The following is an 18512-nucleotide window of genomic DNA, read 5'->3' as shown; positions in this document are numbered from 1 at the left end:
AAGATGAAGCTGGATTATCCAACAATAATAAGCATGGTAAGTCAGGTTATATGGCCCATGGGACGTATTGGTGGTTTATTGCTTACAGTACCTGTATTTTCCTCTATGTTAATACCTGGTCGCATTAAAATTATTTTGCTTTTCTTTTTAAGTTGTGTCTGCGCTTTTATGGTTCCTAAAGAGCTTTCATTCCTGAATTTCAAAGGTGTTTTTTTGGGATACATTATCCAGGAATTGCTTTTTGGATTGTTAATGGGATTTGTCTTACAACTTGTTTTTCAGGTTTTTATTTTGGGTGGACAAATTATTGCAATGCAGGCTGGACTTAGTTTTGCGGTGATGATGGACCCTACCAGCAGAGCCAGTGTTCCATTGGTTAGTCAGCTTTATTCAATGATGATGACCTTAATTTTTTTAGCGCTTAATGGACATTTGGCGGTTTTTGAGACCTTATTAGATAGTTTCAGAATGATGCCTATAGGACAGCTTTCAGTTACTCAATCTATGGTATGGAATGTTATTTTATTTTCAGGTTGGATGTTTAAACAATCATTATTGATTTCAATTCCTGCTTTATTGTCTTTACTTATTGTGAGCCTTGCCTTCGGGATTATGGCTCGGGCGGCACCGCAATTAAATATTTTTTCTTTAGGATTCCCTATAACGTTAATCATGGGAATGGTTGTGATTAAGGTGGGTTTGCCGAGTGTTGCTGCACAAATGGCTGATCTTATCAATGATGGGGTGCGTTTTATGATAGGGATGTTGCGCTGATGGCGGATCAAGAACAAGCACAAGAAAAAACCGAACAGCCCTCGGCCAAACGGCTCAGAGAAGCGCGACAAAAGGGGCAGGTTGCTCGCTCGAAAGATTTCAATACTACAGTGACCTTACTCTTTACTGCTTTGGGCTTTCTTATTTTTGGAAAGCAATTAGCACATCAAATGGCAACTATGATGCACCATGCTTTTGAGTTTGATACACGAGTTCTTATTACGCCAACAAAGAGTTTTGAGCGTTTGTTTTTTTTAGCTAAGATGGGGTTTTGGTCTTTAGTGCCCTTATTGGTTGTGATTTTTTTTATTACCTTATTGGCTCCGTTGCTTATGGGCGGTTGGGTTTTTAGTGGACAAGTCCTACAGCCCAAATTCTCACGACTCAATCTATTTCAAGGGCTTAAACGGATGGTTTCGGTGAAAGGTTTTGCCGAAATGATCAAATCGTTTTTTAAGTTCCTCATTGTTGCAGTTGTCGCCATAGCAGTACTTAAAACACAAGTTCCTGCATTATTAGCTTTAGCCCATGTTCCTGTAGAAACAGCGATTGGGAGTGGTTCTTTAATTGTTGTGAAATCATTTGTATTGATTTCCGCCAGTTTAATTTTGATTGCTGCTTTTGATGTACCTTTTCAATGGTATGAGCATCAAAAAAATATGAAAATGACGATGCAAGAATTGAGGGATGAATATAAAGAAACAGAAGGTAAGCCAGAGGTAAAAAGTGCTATTCGGCGTGCGCAACAAGAAATTTCACGCCGACGTATGATGAATGAAATATCTAAAGCAAATGTGGTGTTAACGAACCCCACGCATTATGCGGTGGCAATTAGCTACAAAGATAAGAGTCATAAAGCACCAATAGTGGTGGCAAAGGGTAAGGACTTGATTGCTTTCCAAATTAGTAATGTTGCAAAGTCACATCAAATTCCTATTATTACAGTGCCACCGTTAGCTCGCGCCCTCTATTTTTCTACCAAATTAAATGCAGAAATACCAAGGGGACTCTACGTCGCTGTAGCCCAGGTTTTAGCCTACGTGTTTCAACTGCGTGATAAGGAGCGTTATGATTATAAGCCTACTGTGTTACAGGATGTTCCTATTCCACCAGAATTAGCACGCGAAGCAGAGGAGACTGCTAATGAATAAAGCATTGCACTATATTCAATATTGGATGCGTCAAGGTTTAGGCACACCTTTGGCGCTCATCATGATGCTTGGCATGATGATGTTGCCTTTGCCGCCTTTTTTATTGGATGTGTTTTTTACTTTTAATATTGCTCTCTCTTTAGTCGTGCTGTTAGCGGTGATATACAGTGAAAGGCCTCTGGATTTTGCCGTATTTCCAACCGTCATATTGCTTGCAACCTTATTGCGATTGTCTTTAAACGTAGCCTCAACTCGTGTGGTTTTATTAAATGGTTATAAAGGAACTGATGCTGCTGGACATGTGATTCAATCATTTGGTGAAGTGGTTATTGGGGGAAACTATGCGGTAGGTCTTGTCGTATTTATTATTCTGGTTGTTATAAATTTTGTTGTGGTCACCAAGGGTGCTGGCCGTGTATCTGAAGTCAGTGCGCGCTTCACTTTGGATTCTTTGCCTGGGAAGCAAATGGCTATCGATGCTGATCTGAATGCGGGTCTAATTAATCAAGAACAGGCGATAAAACGTCGATTAGAGGTAGCGCAGGAAGCCGATTTTTACGGCTCTATGGATGGTGCCAGCAAATTCGTTCGTGGTGATGCAATTGCTGGGATTTTAATTTTGGTTGTGAACATTATTGGTGGGTTGATTATTGGTGTTTTTCAGCATGGGATGACAGTTGCAGATGCATTGCATAATTATATTCTATTAACCATTGGTGATGGCTTGGTTGCGCAAGTTCCTTCTTTAGTTTTATCAACTGCCGCAGCCATTATTGTTACGCGAGTTTCCAGTGCACAGAATATGGGGCATGCAGTTATTTCTCAATTACTGGCAAATCCACGCTCATTAGTTATTGCTGCAGCGATTATCGGGCTGATTGGTATTATTCCTGGAATGCCTCATGTAGCATTTATTTTACTTGCTGCTGGTCTGGCGGGAATTGCTTATTTGTTTCAACAACAAGAAAAAGTAAAACGTAAGGAACAACTCAGTCAGGAAAGTGAGTCGCTGGCGGTGCAAGGTCCCAATATTTCATCAGAACTATCATGGGATGATGTGAACCCTGTTGACGTGATTAGTCTTGAAGTAGGATATCGTCTGATTCCTTTAGTGGATCAGTCACAAGGAGGGGTTTTACTTTCTCGTATAAAAGGGGTGCGCAAGAAAATATCTCAAGAGCTGGGTTTTTTAATTCCTTCGGTACATGTACGTGATAATTTAGATTTAAAGCCTAACCATTACCGAATTAGTTTGGCCGGAGTTGTAATGGGCGAGGCCGCAATTCATTTGGACCGTTGCTTGGCTATAAACCCCGGACAAGTTTTTGGTGACATTGAAGGAATAAAAACCCATGATCCGGCATTTGGTATGGAAGCAGTCTGGATTAATGAGAGTCAAAAAGAACAGGCACATACCTTAGGTTATACCGTCGTTGATACCTCAACAGTTGTTGCGACCCACATAAGCCAAATATTAGAGCAAAACAGTCAGCAATTATTAGGTTATGAAGAAACACAACAGCTCTTAGATAAGCTTGCAATAAACTCACCTAAATTAGTGAAAGAGTTGGTTCCAGATGGTCTTTCCTTAGGAATGGTCAGTAAAGTATTACAAGGATTATTAGTCGAGCATATTCCACTAACGGATATACGCACTATAGTCGAAACTTTGGCGGAGTTAGCGCCAAAATCTAAGGATACTGAGTTTTTAATCAGTCAGGTACGGATTGCCTTATCGCGATTAATCACACAAAAAATCAGTGGAATTCACGAGGAACTGCCAATTATTACGTTAAAACCCGAGTTGGAACAATTATTGCAAAACATTATTCAGAGCAGTGGGACTGGAGGCGTAAACTTTGAGCCAGGAATGGCGGATAAAATGCAACATTCTTTGACACAATTAGCAATGCAGCAGCAGGCAAAACAAGAGAGTTCTGTATTAGTGGTACAACCAGGCATACGTGCAGTATTGGCACGATTTGTGCGTAATATCTCTCATGACTTTCATGTTTTGTCGTATCAGGAGATTCCTGATAACAAACAAATAAGAATAGTAGGTACAGTAGGATAGAAATGGCCACTGGGTCTGTAATATGGAACAGTAGCCTTGGAAAGAAAAAAGAAACTTAGAACATAAATTTCTCAGTTTTCCTACAATCAGACTACAATTTCTATAGAGGCATTGCGTGAATAGTAACAAATTTCTTCATAAGCAGGAGGCTTTATGAAATTAAAACGTTTTGTTGCGACCGATACACGCAGCGCTATGAAACAAATTAAAGAGACACTTGGTGACGATGCAGTCATTTTGTCCAGTCACCATGTAGAAGGTGGCGTGGAAGTTGTTGCTGCGATTGATTTTGATGAAACAATTCTTTCAACTTCAGCCGCAGTAGCTTGCGCTGAACCACCAAGCCAGGCTAATAAATTTCAAATGCAAACTCCTCTTGATGATATGCGTCAAGAAATTCAAACACTAAGGGGCATGCTTGAGGCCCAATTAAGAGGAAATGTCGGTGTTCATGAGCCTTTGCATACCATTTTGCTTCAGAAGCTCCTGTATCTGGGGGTAAGTCACACTACAGCTGCGACTTGGGCATGTTCTGTGCGGTCTGATTTGAATCAGCAAAAAGGCTGGGAAGCAGTACTGAATCTTATTTCTGAGCAATTGACCATACGTGATACCCATAGGATAGAAGAAGGTGGCGTTTACGCTTTTGTAGGGCCAACTGGTGTCGGAAAAACGACGACATTAGCCAAAATTGCGGCGAGATTTACATTGAGATTTGGGGCCGATAAGTTAGGACTAGTAACTATGGATACTTATCGCATTGCCGCACAAGAACAACTTATGATGTATGGAAAAATCTTGGGTGTTAAGGTTTGTGTTGCTCAGGATGAAGTTTCCTTAGCACGAGTATTACGACAATTAAGCGACAAAAAATTAATTTTGATTGATACCGCGGGAATGAATCCGGCAGATGAGCGAGTTGCAAAACAAATGCATGTATTAGGCACTTATTTGCAATCGATTTCTAAGGTTTTGGTTCTACCTGCAACCAGCCACTATCAAGTATTAGTGGATGCCATAAGACGTTATGAGGCAAATCAAGTTGATCAGTGTATTTTAACCAAACTGGATGAGTCATTAGCAGTAGGTGGTGCACTAAGCGCACTCATTGAGTCAGGTTTAGCAGTGAGCTATCTCACACACGGACAACGTGTACCCGAAGACATTAAAATGGCAACACGTCACCAACTAATTGAGTTGTTTGCAGAGCAGGAAGCACAGCTATTCCAGACAAACAAGGTTGGAAAAGGGCACCAAGGTGCTGGGAGAGAATATCATGTCTAAAGTAAAGAAAAATATACGTGATCAGGCTTCAGGTCTGAGGAATCTGTCACGTGCTAAACCAATTAAGGTAATTGCTGTCTCTGCCGGGAAAGGCGGAGTAGGCAAGAGCAATGTTTCCGTTAATTTGGCAGTTGGTTTGGCCCAGCTTAACAAAAGAGTGATGATACTCGATGCCGATTTAGGATTGGCAAATATCGATATTATGCTGGGATTACATACAAAGTATAATTTATCTCATGTAATACAGGGCGCCTGTCATTTAAGTGACATTATTTTGCCAGGACCAAATGGCATTAGTGTCATTCCCGCAGCTTCAGGGACAGAATTTATGACCCAACTTTCTCCACCGGAGCTTGCAGGAATCATCGATGCCTTCAATGAGCTCACCGATGATTTAGATTACATGATTATAGATACTGCAGCTGGGATTTCAGACACGGTTTTAAGTTTTGCCCGTTCATCGCAAGAATTAATTGTTGTTGTATGTGATGAACCCACTTCATTAACTGATGCATATGCTTTAATTAAAGTAATGAGTAAACGTTATGAATGGACGCGTTTTCATATTTTGGCCAATATGGTGAGAAATGAAAGAGATGGACGGGAATTATTTAACAAATTATTCAAAGTTTCCGAGCAATTTCTTGAGGTTCAGCTAGACTATTTAGGAGCGGTACCTTTTGATGAACACATACACAGGGCAGTAAAAATGCAAAAACCTGTATTAATTGCTTATCCAGATTCTGCTGCTGCTTTGGCACTTAGACAGTTAGCAGATGAAGTATCTGAATGGCCTTCCAGCTCTTTACTGGGTGGTAATACCAGTTTCTTTTTAGAGCGATTAGTAGCAGGTGAATTTTAAGGAGAATATTGTGGATGCTTTGGCTGCCTATAGCAAAGTTAATCAGCAAATCCAAGAAACGCTGGTAAAAAACCATGCCTTGTTGGTTAAGCGTATAGCGCATCATTTATTAGGACGTTTACCGCAAAGCGTGCAATTGGATGATTTAATACAAGCAGGAATGCTTGGATTGCTGGAAGCAACAAAACATTACGACTCTTCCAAAGGTGCTTCCTTTGAAACCTATGCAGGAATTCGAATTAGAGGATATATGCTCGATGAAGTAAGACGTAATGATTGGGTGCCTCGGTCAGTATATCGTAATTCAAGAATGATTTCTGAAGCAGTAAAACATGTTGAGCATCGATTAGGAAGAGAAGCTAAGGACTCAGAAATTGCAACGGAACTTGGTATTTCACTTGATGAGTATCATGAAATGTTACAAGACTCAGTGAGCAGTCATCTGTACGGTTTTGAAGACCTGGGTGTCACCGATGATGTGTTGCAAGTTCAAGATGGATATGCTGAACCTCATGTTAATGTATTTCATAATGATTTGATGAGTCGTTTATCGGAAGTCATCCGAGGATTGCCCCATAAGGAGCGAATGGTACTTTCTTTATACTACGAACAGGATCTGAATTTAAAAGAAATTGGGGACGTTATCGGCGTTAGTGAATCACGCGTATCACAGATTCTTAGCCAGGCAACACATCGGATTAAATCACGTTTACCGGAATAAAAAACAATGGATGTTTTAACTTTAATAGGGATGTTAACCAGCTTTTTAGCTATTATAATCGGCCAGGTGTTTGAAGGCGGAAGCATGCAGGCTTTAATGAATGTGTCTGCACTGCTTATCGTGCTAGGAGGAACAATTGGTGCCGTTATGGTGCAAACACCACTGAGTACCTTTAAGAGAGCATTTAATATTCTACCTTGGGTCATAAAACCCCCAAAACTCGATTTTGAACCTTGCCGTAATAAAATGTTTGAGTTGGCACGAAAAGCACGCCAACTGGGATTACTTTCTCTGGAAGAGCATTTGGAAGTTGAAAGGAACCCGCTGATTAATAAAGGATTAGAGCTATTGGTTATAGGTGTAGACAAACTCACGATTAGACAAGTTTTGGAAGATGAGATTGAACGTGTAGAAAATCATGACATGCATGCAGCACAAGTTTTTGAAAGTATGGGCGGATACAGCCCAACTATCGGAATTATCGGTGCAGTATTAGGATTGATTCAAGTGATGCGTCATTTATCTGAGCCGAGTGAATTGGGATTAGGTATCGCGGTTGCTTTCGTAGCGACTATTTACGGAGTTGGAATGGCGAATCTCATTTTTTTGCCTGTGGCGAATAAATTAAAAAGTTGTATTGCTCATAAAGTGCACTATGACGAAATGATTGTAGAAGGTTTAGTCGCCATCGCCTCAGGGGAAAGTCCAGGGATCTTGCTGTTAAAACTCAATAACTTTGGTCAGCATAAGAAAAATGAAATCACGAAAAAAAAGAAATGAACAACATAATGACCATCATCGCTGGGTTGTCTCTTATGCAGATTTTATTACCTTGCTTTTTGCATTCTTTGTTGTGATGTACGCTATTTCTTCCGTGAATGTTTCAAAATACCACTCACTTTCAGAGGGGATGAAATCAGCTTTTAATAAAAAAGATGAGGCTCGTGCGCTCAAATCAACGGATAATAAAAAAGATGGACCGCAAACCAAACAAGTTCATGGACTCTATAATGATGGACTTGATGAGTTGAATCAATCGCTATCCGAATTGGAAGATGGAAATTATAAGATTAACCGTCAAGAAGGTTGGATAGAGTTGGACATTAAATCAGGTGCTTTGTTTGAGTCCGGTGAGGCTGATTTAAAACCAGGCGCTTTTGTTAAATTAATGCGCCTGGCGAGTAAAATTAAAAAATCGTCTTCTATTATTGCTGTAGAAGGGTATACGGATAATATTCCTATAGAAACCCCACAGTTTCCATCAAACTGGGAGCTTTCAGCCATGCGTGCAGCGGCCGTTGGTCGAATTTTAAATTCATTTGGGATTTCAACACAACGTATTTTAGTAACGGGTTATGGGGAACAATTTCCAATTGCAGATAACATTACAGAACAAGGGAGAGCGGCAAATCGCAGGGTGAGTATCGTTATTGCCCCGAGTCGAAATGTTCCTCGTCTTTTTAATCCTGCATTAAGTGAGCAAACCCATCGTGTAGTCATTGGGAATAAGGAAATAAAATGATAATTTTTCTTTCATGTTTAAATGTGATTATTTTTTCATTGGTAGTAAATTACTTATTAAATCAACGCAAAAAATTAATTGATATTCAGGAAAAACTAGAGACACAACAAAAATTGATCGATCAAATTATCAAAGATCATCCCATGTTAGTGCATGCTGATTTATTGTTTTCCAAACAGTTAAAGGAAATTAATACGCAATTAATTAGTATGGATAACCAAATTCAGGATTTAGAAAATAAAAGAGAGAATGATGGCGGTTATCGGCATGCTTTACGTATTTTGGAAATGGGGGGCAATCGAGATGAAATTGTCGATAGTTGTCATTTATCCCCTGCGGAAGCTGATTTATTAATGAACTTGCAAGCCTATCGAACAGCAATGAAGACTCCATAAAGTTGTTTTTTTAACTGTATTCACGGTAAAATCCCAAGCTTATTTTTTTTGTAGCCTGGGCGAAACGAAGGGTTACCCGGGTTACGCTTCGTTTCGCCCAGGCTACATTGACTCAATTTATTATTTTTTAAAGAGACACTTATGTTAGAAGTTAACCAAATTAATCTTAATCTGGTGGATCTTGAGCAGCGAGTACACGCGCTTAGGGGGTATCTTTGACTTTGACGCTAAAAGTGAGCGTTTGGAAGAGGTTATTCGCGAACTAGAATCGTCCACAGTTTGGGATAATCCTGAAGTAGCTCAGGCATTAGGGCGTGAAAGAACGCAACTCGAAGCGGTAGTTTCAACTTTAACGCAATTAAGTCAATCCATTAATGATTTTCATGAATTATTTGAGATTGCACGCGAAGAAAATGACGAGCAAACGATAAATGAAATTGGTGAAGAATTATCCTCTATTGAACAAAAAGTCGCTGATCTAGAGTTTCGCCGCATGTTTTCGGGAGCAATGGACAATTCAAATGCGTACCTGGATATTCAATCTGGCTCAGGGGGAACGGAGGCTCAAGATTGGGCAGAAATGTTATTGCGCATGTATCTACGTTGGGGAGAACAGCACGGATTTATTACCGAATTAATTGAATGTTCACCAGGAGAGGTTGCAGGTATTAAAAGTGCTACTATCTATTTTAAGGGTGAGTATGCTTTTGGTTGGCTGCGTACAGAAAGTGGGGTACACCGGCTAGTACGAAAATCTCCTTTCGATTCGGGCAATAGACGACATACTTCTTTTGCAGCAGTCTTCCTTTCGCCCGAGGTTGATGATGATATTGATATAGAAATTAACCCGGCTGACTTACGCATTGATACGTACCGAGCATCCGGAGCCGGAGGCCAGCACGTTAACCGAACTGACTCGGCTGTACGTATTACTCATGCTCCAAGTGGGATTGTAGTACAATGTCAGAATGATAGAAGCCAGCATCGGAATAAAGATCAGGCAATGAAGCAGCTGCGCGCTAAGTTGTATGAATTGGAAATGCAAAAGAAAAATGCAGAGCAGCAGGCATTGGAAGCCAGTAAATCAGATATAGGATGGGGATCTCAAATCCGTTCTTACGTATTAGATCAATCTCGTATTAAAGATCTACGCACTGGTGTTGAAACGAGCAACACTCAGGCAGTATTGGATGGTGCATTGGATCAATTTATTGAAGCCAGTTTAAAGGCAGGAGTAGGGCAGCATGAGTGACGAACAAATAGAACATATTGATGAGAGTGAAGTTTATCTTATTCGCAAACAAAAATTAGCTGAATTACGTACAAAGGGCTTTAGCTTTCCAAATCAATTCCGTCGTGAAGATTTAGCCAAAGAGCTAATAAATGATTATGATTCATTAGATAAGGAAACGTTAGCACAACAGCATGTTAAAGTAACTGTCGCTGGCCGTATTGTATTAAGACGTATTATGGGTAAGGCCAGTTTCTTCCATATTCAAGATGTTTCCGGACGCATGCAAGTCTACATTCGTGCTAATGATCTCCCTGAGCAGTATGAAGAATTTAAGCATTGGGACTTAGGCGATATAGTGGGTGTTCAAGGTGAGTTGTTCAAAACAAACACCGGTGAGCTTACGGTACAGACAGAACGTGTAGAATTATTAACGAAGTCATTACGACCCTTGCCTGATAAGTTCCATGGCTTAGCCGATCAAGAGGTGAAATATCGTAAGCGATATGTTGATTTAATTGCTAATGATGAAAGCCGTCATACGTTTTTAACGCGTTCACGACTAATTCAAGCGTTTAGACAATTTATGGATAAAAATTACTTTCTGGAAGTGGAAACACCCATGATGCATCCTATTCCAGGGGGAGCTATGGCTCGACCTTTTGTGACGCATCATCATACATTGGATATGACCATGTATTTGCGTATTGCACCTGAGCTTTACTTAAAACGTCTCGTTGTAGGTGGATTTGAGCGAGTTTATGAAATTAATCGTAATTTTCGTAATGAAGGCATTTCAACACGCCATAATCCAGAGTTTACAATGGTCGAGTTTTATCAAGCCTATGCTGATTACAAAGATTTGATGAATTTTACTGAGGAATTATTGCGTTATCTCTGTGATACAGTACTAGAAAAACGCCAGATTGAATATCAAGGTCAAATCATCGACTTTAATAAGCCATTTACACGCATGACTGTAAAAGAGTCAATTTTATATTACCACCCTGAAATCGAGGCACAACAACTTGAGAGTATTGTGAGTTGTCGGGCACTTTTGCAGAAAAAGGGCTTTGCTTTTAAAGAAACAGACGGTTTAGGCAAGTTGCAAATTATATTGTTTGAAGAAACTGTTGAACATCAGTTATTTCAGCCTACTTTTATTACGGGATATCCTACGGAAATATCACCTTTGGCACGTCGCAGCGATAATGATCCAGAAGTGACAGATCGTTTTGAATTTTTTATTGCTGGTCGAGAAATCGCCAATGGTTTTTCTGAATTAAATGATGCAGAAGATCAAGCAGAACGTTTTCGTAAGCAAGTTGAAGAAAAGGATGCGGGTGATCTAGAAGCGATGCATTTTGATAGTGATTATATCGAGGCTCTGGAATATGGATTACCACCTACGGCAGGAGAGGGTATCGGTATTGATCGATTGGTCATGTTATTTACCAACTCCCAGTCAATCCGAGATGTTATTTTGTTCCCTCATTTGCGACAATAAAATAAAATCGCTCCTCCACAAGTGGGGGAGCGATAGAGAGGCAAAGGTATATCTCTCTGATAGGCACCGCTGTCTCTTTGTTACAAAAAAAGAATCTTAGAAAAAAGTGGCCTAGTTGCTTGCACCAGGATCTTTAGATCACACAGAAAATCCTGGTTGCAAGCAACTAGGCCACAAGTTAAGAGTTTTTATAGGTCTCCCAAGTACTAAGAATAATAATAATCAGGAGGTTTATGTTTGTTACTCACATCCAGAAAGCAATTACATACCTTAGAGAAGCGCAGGAAATAGCCCTTTTTACTACAATGGCTGACGCTGGGTTATCAGCGGCATTTCGTGCATCCCCTTTATTTTACGTCATGTTACCTTTTATAGGTTTATTATTGACTGCAAATGCTCTAATTAATGGATATCGGCTGGCAAAAGCCAGCAACCGCAATTTTGATCGCTGGTTTCTTTTCATCACTTCAGCCGCGTGTGCCGCTTTAGCAAGTATATCGCTTTATGGTGCAGCCCTATCTGTACTACTTAATTTTAGTTTTGCGGCAGGTCCTTGGTTTTTTTTCAGTAGCTTAATTGTGGCATCCAGCCATCAGTTGATGATGTTTGGACTCAATTTATTTCGAGCTTATGAATCTCCAAAAAATAGCATTCAGCGTATGCACTACATTCAAGCGGCATTTAGTAACCTGTTTGCTACGGCTTTTTTAGCTTCTGCTTTGGGGGCCGTTGTGTTTGTATTGCTCTTTCCTATTATTCCCGCTGTAGGTAGTGCCTTTTCAATTACAGCGGTGTTGTTTACTGCTTTTGATATATTGTGGCGGATGACTCCCTATGATGTAAAAAAGTTAATCAAAGGATGGCTGCATTTGAGTAAGCCAGATGCCAATCAGGATGCAATGGCACATCAGCAGGAGATTTTAAAACTCGAAAACGCTCAAGAAATGGAGCCGAAACATCATAGAATGTTTACATGTTGCGATTATAGTGCATTGATTCGCACGATGGATTTGGATGAGGCAAAACCTTATCTTCTCAGGCTTATTCAACAAAGATTACACATTTTAAGACAAAATGAGGCAGCAGAGCATGGGACAATAAAAGATAAAATTAAACTATTAACAGCAATGTCAAAAGTAATGCACCATCCTACAGAAATATCTAAAAAAGATATGTTAAGAAAATACCCCTTAGCATTTCAAAGTTTTTGGGCTGAAAAAGGCGATGTAGAGCAAATAGTTGATGCGGTAATCGTTTTTAAGAGTAGATATCGCCCTCCCGAGGTAAATCGCTCGTTGCTGAATGTGATTGGATAAAAATCTATCAAACTATGCTTCGAAAGTGGCGATTGATGAGCAAAGTCTTAATGTCTACTGCGTGATACCTAAGCGATAGTCTATATTTGTAATATAGGTCAATGAAATTATGGATCAGTAGTGAGAGGGTTCCATGGCTTTTAAATATCGGGCAATTACAGCGAATTGTGGTAATGATGCTATTGGGATGGTAGCCGGTGGAGAAATTGCGCGATTACTTGCAGAAGACAATGCCGATTTTTATGTGATCAATTGTCAAGAAGTCCACTTTGAAAATACCCAAAAACAACTTGAAGCCCTGGTTAGCGAGGGTTATAAGGTAGAGTGTTTGGGGCAAATGGCTACCCACACTAAACTGGATACACAATTTCATTCGAATACGGGAATAGCATCTTTTATTATTTATAAGAATGACTTAGTGCTAAGTAAGAAAACCCCAAGAGAAGCACGACGTAGTCCAGGCGATGGACTTTTTGAGAGACTCAGTAGTGGTCCAGGATATAACAAAGGTGGATTGGTCACTGATTTTTCCATAACACGAAACGGAGAGTGTATCCATGCGCAAGCAGTAAGTGGTCATTTAGATGCTAGTAATATTCTGAAACGCAATCGAGATTGGCATGTTCTTCATAAAGCAACAATAAAAGAGGTGACGAATTGGGATGACCTTGTAGCGGCCTGTCCTAATTTATTGCTTTCGGGATATGATGTGAATACTCGTCATAGAGTTGATGAGCAGGGTCAAGAGGTTAATATGTGGGATGATCCGAGTAAGTATCCCGAAATACATGGCATTCATCGTGTTTCTCTTGCGGCAGCCCAGTACAGTGGCGAATCCACCTACAATCATATACGCGGTCCGGATCCAAAGCGAGTGGGCTATACAGGATATGGTATGCTTGATTTTGTGGCGATTCATGATGGTACGATATCTAAAAATGGAATTGTAGCAGATGAGCGAGTAACTCAGATTGAGCCTGAACCTGATTCTGAGCGAGATCATACTGTGGTTATCAGTCCACCTCATACTAGTTTAAAAATTAATCATTTTGAGCAAGTTAAAAATTTAATGGCCTCTCGCTTGTATGGTGTTGCCCCTCTCTTAGCCGAGCAAATTCAAAAAATGCAGAAAAGTGATGTTGGCGTTAAAGAACAACTAATAAAAATTTATCAAGATTATTTAGGCCCTGAAGGGTTTTTAGATAAAGCGATTGCTTTACATCAAAGTAAGCTGGAGTGTTTTCAGCGGCTGCATGTTTCATTGGATGAACCTTTGAAAAAAGAACTTTCAACGGTTTTATTTGGCGAGCTTGAGTGGTGTGCTGGAGATCCAAAACAATTAGCAGCAAAGCAAGAGTTAATGCAGGCATTATTGGATTCACTGGCTCAATGTGAGCATGGGGAAGGCGTCAGAGCCCGTTTAGATTGTTATAGTAAACTCAAAGAAAAAATTGATAATAAAGAAGAAATAAAAGACATAGATAACCTTTTTAAAGATGCAGCAGTAAAAGCATATCAGGACCTTTATACTTCCTTTGCAGAAAAGCAGGCGAGTAGGCCTCTTAAACATGCAATGAATAAGATATTAAAACGGCTGGATGCAATTGCGGACCATAATGATGAGGGTGTATTGAAAAACATGGATCCCAAAAAATTGGATACGCTGACTCATATTATTGCACAATGTAATAATAACTTGAGTTTATTGCAGAAGGGTGAGATGGTGGAAATGCATAAGGTTAATGAGGATTTAGTTAACCTTTCTCATAAGGCAATGGGAAGTTCCTCTTCATTATGGCGTGCTTTAGCGAGTGCTGTGAAGTTTTTTGCGTCTGTAATTGATGCAATGTCATCCGATTCAGAGCTTGCTACAAAGATAGACATTGTTCAGGATCATAATCTATCGGATTCTATAATGAAATATAAATCTGCTTTGCAAGACATGCGCCCTAAAGAAGATACCGATGACGAAAATAGAATGGACTTTGGTGGATAAGTAAAAGATAAAAAATCAGCGGTAAAGTAGCTCTTAAAGTCGCTTCACAAGTAGATTAACCTGACAGTTGATAGCATTGGCCCCCATATTTCAATTTAAAATTATCAAGATAAAGTGATGAAAAAATCAAACAAAAATAAAGTGTATGAAGCTTATGATCACATCATTGATTGGTATGATGTTCATCGTAATAAAGAGCTGGATATGGAACAATTTTATTTGGAAAAAGTCAGAGAGCATTTTCCTTGTGGTGGACGTGTTTTGGACGTTGGATGTGGTACTGGTGAGCCCATTGCAAAATTTTTTATTGAAGCAGGTTATGAGTTAACTGGTGTTGATGCGAGCAAAAAAATGATCGCGCGTTGCAAAAAAATGTTCCCGGATGCCCAATGGATTTTAACAGACATGCGTGCGATGAAATTTAATGAGCAATTTGATGTTGTCATTGCATGGCATAGTTTTTTTCATTTAACTCAAGCGGATCAAAGAAGTACGTTGAGTTTATTTTCATCCTTAGTAAAACCCAAAGGCCTATTACTTTTTACTTCAGGTCCTGAGGCAGGAGAAGTTTGGGGTGATAATGGTGGTTATGATTTATATCATGCATCACTGGATAGCAATGAGTATGAAGCAATTTTACATAAGAATAACCTACATGTAATAGTACATAAAATTCGCGATCCAGATTGTGGCGATGCAACGGTATGGGTTGCTCAAAAGAATTCATAGAGCTCTGAGTGAAGCAATGCAGAGACTGGGGAAAGTAATCACGTCGATCCCGAGTTCCGCTGCGCTGCACCCAGGCTACGGAGGGTGTTATGGTAATGATACTTGGTGTGAGTGGGGTATCAGGTGCTGGTAAATCAACACTTGCGGCTGCTTTAGCACAGGGTTTAAATGCAGTGTTAATCAGTTGGGATGAGTTTGATGAGATTTCAATTGCACCAGAAGATTACGTGGATTGGTATCAACGAGGACAAGATTATCACGAATGGAATTACTGTGAACTAGCACAGGTACTACAGACACTTAAATCAGGTGCTTCTATTGTACATCCGGTAACTCATAATGTATTGAGACCGACTGAGCTTATTATTTTTGATGCGCCTTTAGGGCGTTTGCATCACCAGACTGGGCAATATATTGATTTATGTTTTCATATTGACGTTCCTTTAGATATTTCTTTATGCCGAAGGGTGTTACGCGATTTTAAAGAGAATAACAAAGGGAAAGCTGAGCTTTTGGAGGAGTTGTTATTTTATGTAAATGAGGCAAGAGCTTTATTTTTTGATGAAGATCTGAAAAGAAAGGCCAATTTGATTGTCGATGGTATGCTGAAAACAGAGTTGCAAGTACAATTAATAAAACACTTTTTAAGTCGTAGGAAAATAGGCAATGCAAGCAAATCCTATTATTGAATTGAGTCTTTGGTTGGAACGTGAACGAGAGGCAGGAGCACCTAATCCAAATCACGCTGTTTTGTCATCTACAGCGATAGATGGTGCTGCACATAGTCGAGTTGTTGCGGTTCGTGAGATTTCAGACGAAGGAATTTTATTCTTTACCCAAAAAGGTACTCGCAAGGTAATGGAATTAAAAAGTAACCCCCGTGTAAGCCTTGTTTTCTGGTTGGAACTTTTGCAAAGAGAAGTTATTATTGAAGGTAATGCGCAATTTTTAAATGATGCAGAGAATAAAAAATATTGGGAAACGTACCCGCAATGGGCGCAAATTCGTTTTTTAAGCTACGCAGCCACTTCAATGCATGCAATTGAGAGCAAAGAGGTCCTTGAAGGAAAACGCCAAAAGATTGAGGACTCGTTTCATGGTGAATCAATCCCTCTAAGTCCCGAGTATTGTGGTTTTCGTATACAACCTCAACGTTTTGTGTTCTATGCATATCGACAGGATGAATTATCGGATGTTTGGGAATATGGTTTAAAACAAAATCAATGGTATTTACAACGCTTATCGCCTTAAAAAATAACCGTGAACTATTACTCAAAAAATATTGTTTACTAAACTTTTCTAGTTGGCATGCTGCTTAAAATGAGGTAGTCACTAGTGACTGCCTCACTAAATTTCAATGCTTTTATTTATGTGATGGTAAAGAGTTATGCTCTAACCTCATATGAGCTTGTGTGACACAATCGAGGCAACATTGTGTTACTTTTTCATAATCATCAGCAGTTAATACGGTTTCCAAATGTTTAAATAATTGCTCAACAAGTTCTTGAGGTTCTAAACCTAGAAAGGAAACATTCGTTTGACTTATGGCCATAAATTGATTTCTTAGATGGCTAATGAATTTTTCAGGTGATGTCTTATGGAAAAATGAACGTACGAACGGTCTTAAAAGAGGTGCGTAGGTCTTTGATAATTGGCCTAATTTTTCTGTCGCTTCAGAAGTTGTTTTTGCCTCTTTGACACATGCCAATGAAAATAACTGTACCGCGATTTGAATGGCTGGATTAAATTGTTGATCTTTAAAAATTGAACTTTCTTTCTGTAACTTTATTGCTGCAAATAACAAAGCATGAGCAATTTTTTCGAGAGCTTTTTTAGTTTTTTTGGCATCTGAATAGTCGCTGCGTGTATGGAAGTATGCACTAGACCATTGATTAAATTCAGTTAAAAACTTCCTACTGTCTGTTGTAGATTTGGATGGTGGTTGGGTCCAAAAAATTTGCGGTGTAAAATTAGGTTCTGACATAGGTGGAACCATAGTGTTTTCGTCATTAAGTTCCATAGGGGCTACCTCAGCGACATAAGCACTTAAAAGGTCTAAACCAGTCAACTCAGAGCTTGGATTGCTATTCTCAGTGTTTGAAGTACTTGTTTGATTGTCACTTGTATCTTTTTTGTTTCTCTTTGCTTGGGATAAATCTTCTGTGTTTTCATCTGCTTTGCCATCATCCACAGGGACAGCCTCAAGTTGACGACGCTTTGTTGTTTGTGGAGGTAAGTTATCTAATAAATTTTTTGCTAATGTAAACCCTTCATCGATAGAATGTAAGAGTGTATCATTGATTGAAAGTTGACTTCTAAGCGTAGAGTCTTTGTAATACTTCGCCAAAGTCCTTTTAAAGTAAGTATATTCATTAAGAATCTCTCTTAACTCTCTACGCACCCAGGCTATATTTTGTGAATTATTCTTTATTTCTTTCTCAATAAAAAAGAGTCGCATTTCAGCTTCAAGAAATTTGATTTTATGTAGTTGAAATTTGGCGATAAGTAACTGTTCTGAGTGTTCCTGATTTAATAGAGCAGGAGGAAGTGACTCATTGGCATTAATAATTCTCTGAAAGCAGCCTGCCGCCTTATTTAAAAGAATAAGTAGGTCATTCAGGTTGGTTGTATTTTTATTTTCAAGTGCATATTGAATGTAGCTGTCTGCAACAATTAAGAGAACCTGGTTATTTTGCAGCAAATCAAAAGCAGAGATTCTTTTAAAAAGTTTTTTTAAATAGGAGTCAGGTATCTCTTCAAATAGGCTAATATTTGCAGCCAATAACTTTATCTGTTCTGCATCAGATATATAAGTATTAAAATTAGTAAGTATTTTTTTATGTAGTTTCGTTAATCTGGACATAAATAGCCTTTCTTTTAGACAGTCAACAGTTCAATGCTGCACTCGTTTATTTGGAGTGGGTGGATTTTAATTGATAATGGTGAAAAA

17 protein-coding genes are annotated in these 18512 nt (G+C 39.3%); 16 read left to right on the top strand and 1 reads right to left on the bottom strand.

The annotated features are described in order from the left end of the window. Positions 1–3 precede the first annotated feature (3 nt). The 16 genes from fliR to BGO44_RS01955 all read left to right on the top strand — a co-directional run bounded on the left by fliR (position 4) and on the right by BGO44_RS01955 (position 16813). Complete coding sequence (gene fliR, locus BGO44_RS02030) at positions 4–774, top strand: flagellar biosynthetic protein FliR (protein WP_058512336.1); 771 nt, start codon at positions 4–6, stop codon at positions 772–774. Then, positions 774–1925 carry a flagellar biosynthesis protein FlhB gene (gene flhB, locus BGO44_RS02025; RefSeq protein WP_058512337.1) on the top strand — a complete coding sequence of 384 codons (1152 nt, stop codon included), beginning with the start codon at positions 774–776 and terminating at the stop codon, positions 1923–1925. The genes fliR and flhB overlap by 1 nt, the downstream gene beginning before the upstream one ends. Beyond that, complete coding sequence (flhA, locus tag BGO44_RS02020; protein WP_058512338.1) at positions 1918–3999, top strand: flagellar biosynthesis protein FlhA; 2082 nt, start codon at positions 1918–1920, stop codon at positions 3997–3999. The genes flhB and flhA overlap by 8 nt, the downstream gene beginning before the upstream one ends. Before the next feature lie 153 nt (positions 4000–4152). After that, the gene (gene flhF / locus BGO44_RS02015) at positions 4153–5283 is read left to right on the top strand and encodes a flagellar biosynthesis GTPase FlhF (protein WP_058512339.1); all 1131 of its coding nucleotides are present in this window, start codon (positions 4153–4155) and stop codon (positions 5281–5283) included. Continuing rightward, positions 5276–6145: a MinD/ParA family protein gene (locus BGO44_RS02010; RefSeq protein WP_058512340.1), complete on the top strand. Its 870-nt coding sequence runs from the start codon at positions 5276–5278 to the stop codon at positions 6143–6145. Before flhF ends, BGO44_RS02010 begins: the two co-directional genes overlap by 8 nt. A gap of 10 nt (positions 6146–6155) precedes the next feature. Beyond that, complete coding sequence (locus tag BGO44_RS02005; RefSeq protein ID WP_058512341.1) at positions 6156–6866, top strand: RNA polymerase sigma factor FliA; 711 nt, start codon at positions 6156–6158, stop codon at positions 6864–6866. A gap of 6 nt (positions 6867–6872) precedes the next feature. Beyond that, entirely contained in the window at positions 6873–7646 is a 774-nt protein-coding gene (locus tag BGO44_RS02000) for a flagellar motor protein (RefSeq protein WP_058512342.1), read from the top strand. Then, entirely contained in the window at positions 7621–8388 is a 768-nt protein-coding gene (locus BGO44_RS01995; RefSeq protein WP_273199086.1) for a flagellar motor protein MotB, read from the top strand. The genes BGO44_RS02000 and BGO44_RS01995 overlap by 26 nt, the downstream gene beginning before the upstream one ends. Continuing rightward, entirely contained in the window at positions 8385–8783 is a 399-nt protein-coding gene (locus tag BGO44_RS01990) for a DUF2802 domain-containing protein (RefSeq protein WP_058512344.1), read from the top strand. The genes BGO44_RS01995 and BGO44_RS01990 overlap by 4 nt, the downstream gene beginning before the upstream one ends. 141 nt (positions 8784–8924) lie before the next feature. Further along, positions 8925–10035, top strand: a protein-coding gene (gene prfB, locus BGO44_RS01985; protein WP_273199089.1) for a peptide chain release factor 2 whose coding sequence is annotated in 2 segments (ribosomal slippage) — positions 8925–8999 and positions 9001–10035 — 1110 coding nt in all. Because the reading frame shifts where the segments join, the coding sequence is not laid out codon by codon here. Then, positions 10028–11521, top strand: a complete 1494-nt coding sequence (gene lysS / locus BGO44_RS01980) for a lysine--tRNA ligase (protein ID WP_273199091.1) — start codon at positions 10028–10030, stop codon at positions 11519–11521. Before prfB ends, lysS begins: the two co-directional genes overlap by 8 nt. Positions 11522–11754: 233 nt before the next feature. After that, positions 11755–12837 carry a hypothetical protein gene (locus BGO44_RS01975; RefSeq protein ID WP_273199093.1) on the top strand — a complete coding sequence of 361 codons (1083 nt, stop codon included), beginning with the start codon at positions 11755–11757 and terminating at the stop codon, positions 12835–12837. Positions 12838–12970: 133 nt separating this feature from the next. Then, a complete protein-coding gene (locus tag BGO44_RS01970; protein WP_273199095.1) occupies positions 12971–14833 on the top strand; it encodes a hypothetical protein in 1863 nt (620 codons plus the stop codon). A gap of 117 nt (positions 14834–14950) precedes the next feature. Further along, complete coding sequence (locus BGO44_RS01965; RefSeq protein ID WP_058512348.1) at positions 14951–15562, top strand: class I SAM-dependent DNA methyltransferase; 612 nt, start codon at positions 14951–14953, stop codon at positions 15560–15562. An 89-nt stretch (positions 15563–15651) separates the two neighbouring features. Then, complete coding sequence (locus BGO44_RS01960; protein ID WP_273199097.1) at positions 15652–16251, top strand: AAA family ATPase; 600 nt, start codon at positions 15652–15654, stop codon at positions 16249–16251. Further along, positions 16229–16813 (top strand): pyridoxine/pyridoxamine 5'-phosphate oxidase, encoded by a 585-nt coding sequence (locus BGO44_RS01955; protein WP_058512350.1) that lies wholly within the window; start codon positions 16229–16231, stop codon positions 16811–16813. The genes BGO44_RS01960 and BGO44_RS01955 overlap by 23 nt, the downstream gene beginning before the upstream one ends. Positions 16814–16925: 112 nt before the next feature. Here the strand turns inward: BGO44_RS01955 and BGO44_RS01950 are convergent, their stop codons facing one another. Beyond that, positions 16926–18425 (bottom strand): hypothetical protein, encoded by a 1500-nt coding sequence (locus tag BGO44_RS01950; protein ID WP_058512351.1) that lies wholly within the window; start codon positions 18423–18425, stop codon positions 16926–16928. Between the last annotated feature and the right edge of the window lie 87 nt (positions 18426–18512).

The organism is Legionella sp. 39-23 (genome assembly GCF_001897665.1).
GTDB classification, from domain to species: domain Bacteria; phylum Pseudomonadota; class Gammaproteobacteria; order Legionellales; family Legionellaceae; genus Legionella; species Legionella steelei.
The sequence above is the reverse complement of the archived record's forward strand: the minus strand, read 5'-3'. Positions and strand labels throughout refer to the sequence as shown.

What these genes read in the sequence shown, in the direction of transcription:
- BGO44_RS01995 (WP_273199086.1), top strand. Translation starts at nt 7,621, where the DNA reads ATGAAATCACGAAAAAAAAGAAATGAACAACATAATGACCATCATCGC.
- BGO44_RS02010 (WP_058512340.1), top strand. Translation starts at nt 5,276, where the DNA reads ATGTCTAAAGTAAAGAAAAATATACGTGATCAGGCTTCAGGTCTGAGG.
- BGO44_RS02000 (WP_058512342.1), top strand. Translation starts at nt 6,873, where the DNA reads ATGGATGTTTTAACTTTAATAGGGATGTTAACCAGCTTTTTAGCTATT.
- BGO44_RS01965 (WP_058512348.1), top strand. Translation starts at nt 14,951, where the DNA reads ATGAAAAAATCAAACAAAAATAAAGTGTATGAAGCTTATGATCACATC.
- lysS (WP_273199091.1), top strand. Translation starts at nt 10,028, where the DNA reads ATGAGTGACGAACAAATAGAACATATTGATGAGAGTGAAGTTTATCTT.
- flhF (WP_058512339.1), top strand. Translation starts at nt 4,153, where the DNA reads ATGAAATTAAAACGTTTTGTTGCGACCGATACACGCAGCGCTATGAAA.
- flhB (WP_058512337.1), top strand. Translation starts at nt 774, where the DNA reads ATGGCGGATCAAGAACAAGCACAAGAAAAAACCGAACAGCCCTCGGCC.
- BGO44_RS01960 (WP_273199097.1), top strand. Translation starts at nt 15,652, where the DNA reads ATGGTAATGATACTTGGTGTGAGTGGGGTATCAGGTGCTGGTAAATCA.
- flhA (WP_058512338.1), top strand. Translation starts at nt 1,918, where the DNA reads ATGAATAAAGCATTGCACTATATTCAATATTGGATGCGTCAAGGTTTA.
- BGO44_RS01950 (WP_058512351.1), bottom strand. Translation starts at nt 18,425, where the DNA reads ATGTCCAGATTAACGAAACTACATAAAAAAATACTTACTAATTTTAAT.
- BGO44_RS01970 (WP_273199095.1), top strand. Translation starts at nt 12,971, where the DNA reads ATGGCTTTTAAATATCGGGCAATTACAGCGAATTGTGGTAATGATGCT.
- BGO44_RS01975 (WP_273199093.1), top strand. Translation starts at nt 11,755, where the DNA reads ATGTTTGTTACTCACATCCAGAAAGCAATTACATACCTTAGAGAAGCG.
- fliR (WP_058512336.1), top strand. Translation starts at nt 4, where the DNA reads ATGAAGCTGGATTATCCAACAATAATAAGCATGGTAAGTCAGGTTATA.
- BGO44_RS01955 (WP_058512350.1), top strand. Translation starts at nt 16,229, where the DNA reads ATGCAAGCAAATCCTATTATTGAATTGAGTCTTTGGTTGGAACGTGAA.
- BGO44_RS01990 (WP_058512344.1), top strand. Translation starts at nt 8,385, where the DNA reads ATGATAATTTTTCTTTCATGTTTAAATGTGATTATTTTTTCATTGGTA.